This is a genomic window from Nocardia sp. NPDC059764 (assembly GCF_042732555.1).
Taxonomy (GTDB): Bacteria; Actinomycetota; Actinomycetes; order Mycobacteriales; family Mycobacteriaceae; genus Nocardia.
The window spans coordinates 1-3649 of record NZ_JBHWHH010000313.1 but is presented as its reverse complement, the minus strand read 5'-3'; the positions used below and the strand labels follow the sequence as shown (position 1 = coordinate 3649).

Annotated in this window: 3 protein-coding genes; 1 reads left to right on the top strand and 2 read right to left on the bottom strand. The window is 68.0% G+C overall.

The genetic code is table 11. The features are described from left to right. Window positions 1–233: 233 nt before the first annotated feature. Both ACFV4K_RS35085 and ppgK read right to left on the bottom strand, forming a co-directional pair. Window positions 234–1673, bottom strand: coding sequence for an RNA polymerase sigma factor (locus ACFV4K_RS35085; protein WP_379280601.1), 1440 nt, complete (start codon window positions 1671–1673; stop codon window positions 234–236). Window positions 1674–1827: 154 nt separating this feature from the next. Next, complete coding sequence (gene ppgK / locus ACFV4K_RS35080; RefSeq protein WP_379280600.1) at window positions 1828–2586, bottom strand: polyphosphate--glucose phosphotransferase; 759 nt, start codon at window positions 2584–2586, stop codon at window positions 1828–1830. An 85-nt stretch (window positions 2587–2671) separates the two neighbouring features. Here ppgK and ACFV4K_RS35075 point away from each other — a divergent pair, with 85 nt between their 5' ends. Further along, window positions 2672–3613 carry an inositol monophosphatase family protein gene (locus tag ACFV4K_RS35075; RefSeq protein ID WP_379280599.1) on the top strand — a complete coding sequence of 314 codons (942 nt, stop codon included), beginning with the start codon at window positions 2672–2674 and terminating at the stop codon, window positions 3611–3613. Window positions 3614–3649: the final 36 nt, after the last annotated feature.

Here is a 3649-nt window from a genome sequence, read left to right as displayed (position 1 = left end):
ATCAGGTTCGATCGCGCACCACCCCTACCGGTGATCGATCGATAACCGATATGGCCTTGTCTCGGCGGTCGCGGAAGTCCTTGCCCTGGCAGGCTTCGAGTAGTGCCTTGATCTGGTCGTCGGTGAGGGCGGGGGACGACCTTCTCGTCGAGCTTGCGCGGCTCGAGGGCTTCGCTACAAAACAGAAATTGGGCCCCTAAGCCGCAGCTCAGGGGCCCAATCTTGGCTAACACCTAGTCCAGATAGTCGCGCAACACCTGCGAGCGGCTGGGGTGGCGCAGCTTCGACATGGTCTTGGACTCGATCTGGCGGATGCGTTCGCGGGTGACGCCGTAGACCTGGCCGATTTCGTCCAGGGTGCGGGGCTGACCGTCGGTCAGGCCGAAGCGGAGGCGGACGACGCCGGCTTCACGCTCGGAGAGCGTTTCGAGGACCGACTGGAGCTGGTCCTGGAGGAGCGTGAAGGAGACCGCGTCGACGGCGACGACAGCTTCGGAGTCTTCGATGAAGTCGCCGAGCTGGGAGTCGCCCTCGTCGCCGATGGTCTGGTCCAGGGAGATCGGCTCACGCGCGTACTGCTGGATTTCCAGCACCTTCTCCGGCGTGATGTCCATTTCCTTGGCGAGCTCTTCCGGGGTGGGCTCGCGGCCCAGGTCCTGGAGGAGTTCGCGCTGGATGCGGCCGAGCTTGTTGATGACCTCGACCATGTGCACCGGGATGCGGATGGTGCGGGCCTGGTCGGCCATGGCGCGGGTGATGGCCTGCCGGATCCACCAGGTGGCGTACGTCGAGAACTTGTAGCCCTTGGTGTAGTCGAACTTCTCGACCGCGCGGATCAGACCCAGGTTGCCTTCCTGGATGAGGTCCAGGAACGCCATGCCGCGGCCGGTGTAGCGCTTGGCCAGCGAGACCACGAGGCGAAGGTTGGCCTCCAGCAGGTGGTTCTTGGCGCGGTTGCCGTCACGCATGATCCACTGCAGGTCGCGGCGCGACTGCACGGGCAGCTTCTCGCCCTTGTCAGCGAACTCGCGCAGCTTCTCCGTGGCGTAGAGGCCGGCCTCGATGCGCTTGGCGAGCTCGACCTCCTCCTCGGCGTTGAGCAGCGCGACCTTACCGATCTGCTTCAGGTAGGCGCGGACCGAGTCGGCGGAAGCGGTGAGCTCGGCGTCCTTGCGGGCCTGGCGCAGCGCCTCGGATTCCTCTTCGTCCCAGACGAAGTCACCGGACGCCTTGTCCTTGGCGGACGGCTCGTCGGCTTCCTCGGAGTCGTCGGCTTCGGCGGCGGCGGTGGCGGGCGCGGCGGCCTCGCCCTCCTCCTCGTCGTCGGACTCGTCGACGATCTCCTCGTCCTCGAGCTCGTCCTCGTCGAGCTCGATGTCACCCAGGTCGTCGAGCTCCAACGACTCGTCGTCGATGGCCTCGTCGCCCTCGCCACCCTCGGCACCGGGCTCGGCCGCCTTCTTCGGCGACGCCTTCTTGGCGGCCGTCTTCTTGGCGGTCGCCTTCGTGGCCTTCTTGGCCGCGGTCTTCTTGGCCGCGACCTTCTTCGCAGCGGCCTTCTTGGCCGGAGCCTTCTTGGCTACGGCCTTCTTGACCGCGGGTGCTGCGGTGGTGTCTGCTGAGTCGGCGGCTGCTGCCGAATCGGCGGTGTCCTGGGTATTCGTGGCTACCACGTACGCCCTTTCGTGACGGTCTCGTGCGGCGTCACGCCAGAGTGATCATCCGGCGGAGCGGTTCTGTCGGGGGGATAAGCCGGCTCTCGTGCCGGTGTCGGTTTCCGGCTCACCGCCGGGCATGCGTTCCATTGTAACGATCGAACCAGCTTACTTACGGTGCGATACCGGCTGACACCGCCATGGCGGCTCCGACGATGCCCGCGGTATTGCGCAGAGCGGCCGGCACCACGGGGGTTCTGTTGGTGAGCAACGGAATCCATTCCTGGTGATCGCGGCTGATGCCGCCACCGGCGACGAACACGTTCGGCCAGAACAGGTTCTCCAGGGTGACCAGCACCTTGGACACCTCCACCGCCCACTCCGGGTAGGTCATGCCGACCCGATCCTTGACCGACGCGGCCGCCCGATGCTCGGCCTCCCGGCCGTCCACCTCGATGTGCCCGAGCTCGCTGTTGGGCATGAGCACACCGTTGTACATGACCGCCGAACCGATCCCGGTGCCGAAGGTGAGCAGCATGACCAGACCGCTGAGATCCTTTGCCGCTCCGTAGCGGTCCTCGGCCATGCCCGCGGCGTCCGCGTCATTGAGCACCGTCACGCCGCGACCGCCGAGCGCCACCGAGAACAGGTGCCGGGCGTCGATGCCGATCCAGGTCTTGTCGATATTGGCGGCCGTGCGCACCTGGCCGTGCAGCACCACGCTGGGCATGGTGATACCGACCGGGCCCTCCCAGCCGGCCTGCGCGACCAGCTTGGCCACCGCCTCGGCGACCGCGTTCGGAGTGGCCGGGTGCGGCGTCGCGATCTTGATCCGCTCGTAGAGCAGCTCACCGGTCGCGAGATCGACCTCGGCACCCTTCACACCGCTGCCACCGATATCGATGCCGAACGCGTGTCCGGGATCGGACATGGACCACACCTCGTTCTCTCCCTCGACCTGCACCTTGTGTCGTGCACGACAAGCCTAGTGCGCGCGATGCCGGATCTGTGCTGCGATGGAGCTCGTGCCGGAATCGAATTTCACTTCCACCGCCCCCGCCGACGCCACGAACACCGACACTTCAGACATAGCCGAACTGCGCCGGGTCGCGGTGCATCTCGCCGAGACCGCTGCCGCCCACGTGCGCGAGCGCCGCCCGCAGGTCTTCGGGCCGGGCGCGCACACCACCGACGCCGTGCAGTCCAAGTCCACCCCCACCGACCCCGTCACCATCGTCGACACCGAGACCGAGCAGTTGGTCCGCAAGCTGGTCGCCGACCTGCGCCCCGGCGACCGGGTGGTCGGCGAGGAGGACGGCGGCACCATCACCGACGACCCGGACCTGGTGCACTGGGTGGTCGACCCCATCGACGGCACCGTCAACTTCGTCTACGGCATCCCGTCCTACTCGGTGTCGGTGGCCGCGGTGCGCGGCGGCCGACCGGTCGCGGGCGCGGTCGCCGACGTCGCGCACGCCGTCACCTACAGCGCCGGGCTGGGCCTGGGCGCGCACCGCGCCGACTCCAGCCCCGACGGCGCCGCCCCCGGCGGCGACCCGGTTACGTTGCGCGCCAACCCGGTCGACACGACGTCCATGGCGCTGGTGGCCACCGGCTTCGCCTACGCTACCGAGCGCCGCACCCGCCAGGGCGAGCTGATCGGCAAGGTGCTGCCGCACATTCGCGACCTCCGCCGCTTCGGTTCGGCCGCCCTGGACCTGTGCGCGGTGGCCGAGGGCCGCACGGACGCCTACTTCGAGCACGGCCTGAACCTGTGGGACTGGGCCGCGGGCGCGCTGATCGCCACTGAGGCGGGCGCGCGTTTGATCCTGCCGCCGGAGCTCGACTCGCCGGGCGCGGCAGGCGATTTGGTGTCGGCGGCGGCGCCCGGCATCGCTGACGAACTGTTCGGCCTGTTCGAACGGTTCGATGTCACCACCCCTATCCCGATTCCCTGACAGAGGCCTGGACAGCCGATCGCCGCGACCCAGGAG

Bases quoted from the DNA above. Each gene is read 5' to 3' on its own strand.
- ACFV4K_RS35075 (WP_379280599.1), top strand. From the start codon at position 2,672: ATGGAGCTCGTGCCGGAATCGAATTTCACTTCCACCGCCCCCGCCGAC.
- ppgK (WP_379280600.1), bottom strand. From the start codon at position 2,586: ATGTCCGATCCCGGACACGCGTTCGGCATCGATATCGGTGGCAGCGGT.